Genomic DNA, 3,316 nt, shown 5'->3' with positions numbered 1-3,316 from the left:
TTTACAGAATTTTAAGAAGTTCATTGCTTTTGGCGGTATGTTTGAATATGCACACACGCGAGAGGAAGTTATTGAACAAGGTATAAGTTTAATTCCTGACGATGAACTCATAATGTGTGCGTTAACGGTGAATTTAAAACCATTTACCAAGCCCGTGCATAATTCGATTCAGCTTTTATGGCAGTGGAATCGTTATGTCCGTAACAGAATGCACGCTTACGTTGATTATCGTGAAGAGAGTTTTTTTAAAGTGAATGATGAAATTGATTGGGAGTATCCTGCACATAAATTTCATCAGCGTCTTGTGGCCACTGCGCGTTTGCCGCTTTGGGATGATAGAGAGGAACTGACAGCAGACGTATATCGCGATAAAAAAGGGCAGCCCAGAGCCAAGCGCTATAACGAAAAGCGTTTAAGATAATTTTCGATAATGACCACGGCTGATAAACTCAATAAAGCCTTTGTCGCGTAACAGTTGTAATTGCTGGCGGATTTTATCTTTGATGTGGTTGTTATTAGGATATTTAAGTTTTAATAAGTCGGCAAATACATAAACTTGATTGAGAGAGAAGTTAGCCTCTAATTTATCGATACATTGCAATACATCTAGCGTCCAGCCGCGTGAAACGATAGATTGCGTGCGTAGAAATAAGGTTTTTTGAAATTGCTCGGTGACATTATCGCGTGGTATAACTTGCTGATTTTTTACCAAAAACACTTTTCCTGATTCGGGCACTTTACGCAAATCAATATTACAGCCAACCCAACCTGCGCGCTTGGCAGTGGCTGATAAAGGCTTACGTTTTATAATCATGTCTGGTTTAAAAAACTGTTTGGGAATAATTAAAAAATTATTTACACTCAATGCTTGAGAATAAGTTAAAAAGAAAAAACTGGGATTATTATCACTGTTGATGCGCTCAATCATAGTGTCATAAGCGCCATCGTTGATAATATTGCTTAACTTCGCCTTTTTACTTTTTAACTCATATTGCTCATTACAATTTGAGCAATAAAAGTCAGCGACTGGTTGATTATTAGCAAATTCAGTCAATGGTTCAGCACTGCAATTAGGGCAGTAGCTGTGATTAGCGACCCAATTCTCACTTAATACACGAATTCTTTGAGGTTCAGATTTATAGTTTGTAGCGAGACTTTGATTGAAATGTAGATTCATAGCCAGTTTTCGTTATTAGAAGAAAGGATTAAAAGTAATAAGAATGGGTACGAGTATTAAGCCATATAATTTGGCGTAAGCACTAAGTTAATTGATAAGCTAAGCAAATACCATTGAAAATCGCACGGTTCAATGCTAAATTCTAGCAAACTTCTGCCTCGCGAGTGACCATGAGCACCCCAACCCCTGAAACACCTCCTGAACGTCCTGATGATAAGCTATCAACTAGCCAAAAAGATATGGCTGACGAGCATGTCGATATAGCTCAACCGCATTCAAAACCAGTAGTAGACGAGGCTATAGCAGAGAAAGTGCCACCGACAGATGTTTCTCTTATCAATGGTGACAATAAACCGCGCCATTATAAGGCTGATAACCCTTCGTTCTTTATGCAGCGTGGTTATCAAGTATTATTGGTGCTTGGCTTAATTGCCGCATTTTTCTTAGTGATGGTTTATCAGACCTTATTTGGTCGGATTGAGCAGCCGAAGCAGATGGTCACGATTGAGGCAGGTCAGAGCTATTACGGTTTGCTACCGCAGTGGCAGCAGCAAATACCGCTATTTTCTGCCACGATAGCCAAGCTTTATATAAAAACACAAGTCGATGTTCCATTACACGCAGGTATTTACCAATTACCAGAAAACCCTACTTTTGCTGAAACGCTGCACGTGCTTGGGCAAGGAGTAAAAGCGGCAATGGTAAAGGTGCAAATTATCGAAGGTAAAACGTCAAAAGATTTGTATCAGGCATTACGGGATAATAAAGGCATCAAAAAAGAAGTGCTGACCGCTGATAGTACGAATGCCAGCATTGCAGAAGCGTTAGATTTGGTTGGTATCTTGCCGGATACAGTGGTCAATAGTAGTGACCCTATCGTCAATCATAATCTTGAAGGCTGGTTTACGCCTGATACTTATTATTATGGCGAAGGCACCAGTGATAAGCAGGTATTGACTGATTTGTATAAACGCCAGCAGCAAGCATTAACCAAAGCATGGGAGAATCGCGCACCAAATCTGCCTTATAAGACCCCTTATGAAGCGCTGGTGATGGCATCGATTATCGAAAAAGAAACCAGCGTGGCAGAAGAGCGTCCTTTGGTATCGGCAGTATTCAATAACCGTTTAAACAAAGGTATGCGTATGCAAACTGATCCAACCATCATTTATGGTATGGGTAGCCGTTATGAAGGCAATATTCGCCGCAAAGACATCGATGAAAAGACATCTTATAATACTTATCAAATTGATGGTTTACCGCCGACGCCTATTGCGCTACCGTCAGCTGCTTCTATCGAAGCAACCTTACATCCTGCCGATAGCGAAGCATTATATTTCGTCGCGACGGGTACTGGCGGGCACATATTCACCAATAGTTTGAATGAGCATAACCAAGCGGTAAGAGACTATCTCAGTGTTATGCGTGAGAAGAAAGCTCAAACGCCGCCACCATAAACCACGTTTTATATTTCTTTATACACCCATCATTTCGTGAGCGTTATGTCATTAATGGCAACGCTCCTCAATGGCATAAGGTCATATCATGTCAGTATCCATACAAGCGCCGTTTTCTCAAACCACCACTACGCCAATTCAAGGACGTTTTATTAGTTTTGAGGGTACTGAAGGCGTCGGAAAAACCACGGCGATTGAGCAATTATGCGCACGTTTGCAGGCAAATGGCATTGACTATTTGCGTACCCGTGAACCAGGTGGTAGTCCATTTGCTGAGCGTTTGCGTGAGATATTGCTAGATCCTAATACCACTATCAATGATGATACGGAATTGCTATTAATGTTTGCTGCCCGCTGTGATCATATGCAGCAAGTCATCTTGCCAGCGCTGCAACGTGGTACATGGGTCATATGTGACCGCTTTACCGATTCGACGGTTGCGTATCAAGGCTTTGGGCGTGCAGATGGCGACGCTACTGTACGCCGTAAAATCGACACGCTTATCGAGCAGTTTGTTGTACAACTACCTGAGCTGACGCTGTGGCTAGACTTACCCGTATTAGAAGGTATGGCGCGCGCCAATAAGCGTAGTGCCGCTGACCGCTTTGAGCAGCAGGCAACAGAGTTTTTCACTAGAGTCCATCAAGGGTTTAGTGTTCTTGCCAGCGAGCAGCCTGAACGC

The 3,316-nt window shown here is 42.2% G+C and carries 4 protein-coding genes; 3 read left to right on the top strand and 1 reads right to left on the bottom strand.

The genetic code is table 11. From position 1 onward, the window contains the following. A partial coding sequence (locus tag VLN09_RS04055; protein WP_325243925.1) for a hypothetical protein occupies positions 1-421 on the top strand: 421 nt, incomplete at its 5' end. On the opposite strand, the gene VLN09_RS04050 is transcribed toward VLN09_RS04055, so the two are convergent. Next, positions 413-1,177, bottom strand: coding sequence for a DpnI domain-containing protein (locus VLN09_RS04050; RefSeq protein ID WP_325243923.1), 765 nt, complete (start codon positions 1,175-1,177; stop codon positions 413-415). The two genes, VLN09_RS04055 and VLN09_RS04050, sit on opposite strands and share 9 nt — an antisense overlap. 170 nt (positions 1,178-1,347) lie before the next feature. Here VLN09_RS04050 and mltG point away from each other — a divergent pair, with 170 nt between their 5' ends. Then, on the top strand, positions 1,348-2,634 hold the full coding sequence (mltG, locus tag VLN09_RS04045; RefSeq protein WP_325243921.1) for an endolytic transglycosylase MltG: 1,287 nt from the start codon (positions 1,348-1,350) through the stop codon (positions 2,632-2,634). 88 nt (positions 2,635-2,722) lie between these two features. Continuing rightward, positions 2,723-3,316 (top strand): dTMP kinase (gene tmk, locus VLN09_RS04040; RefSeq protein ID WP_325243919.1); only part of this gene is annotated, 594 nt, incomplete at its 3' end.

Origin of the sequence: Psychrobacter sp., from assembly GCF_035469765.1 — a bacterium.
Lineage (GTDB): Bacteria > Pseudomonadota > Gammaproteobacteria > Pseudomonadales > Moraxellaceae > Psychrobacter.
Note: the sequence above shows the minus strand (reverse complement) of the source record. Positions and strands in the feature narration are given on the sequence as shown.

Excerpts from the sequence above, each read along its gene's own strand:
- VLN09_RS04050 (WP_325243923.1), bottom strand. The coding sequence starts at position 1,177 with ATGAATCTACATTTCAATCAAAGTCTCGCTACAAACTATAAATCTGAA.
- mltG (WP_325243921.1), top strand. The coding sequence starts at position 1,348 with ATGAGCACCCCAACCCCTGAAACACCTCCTGAACGTCCTGATGATAAG.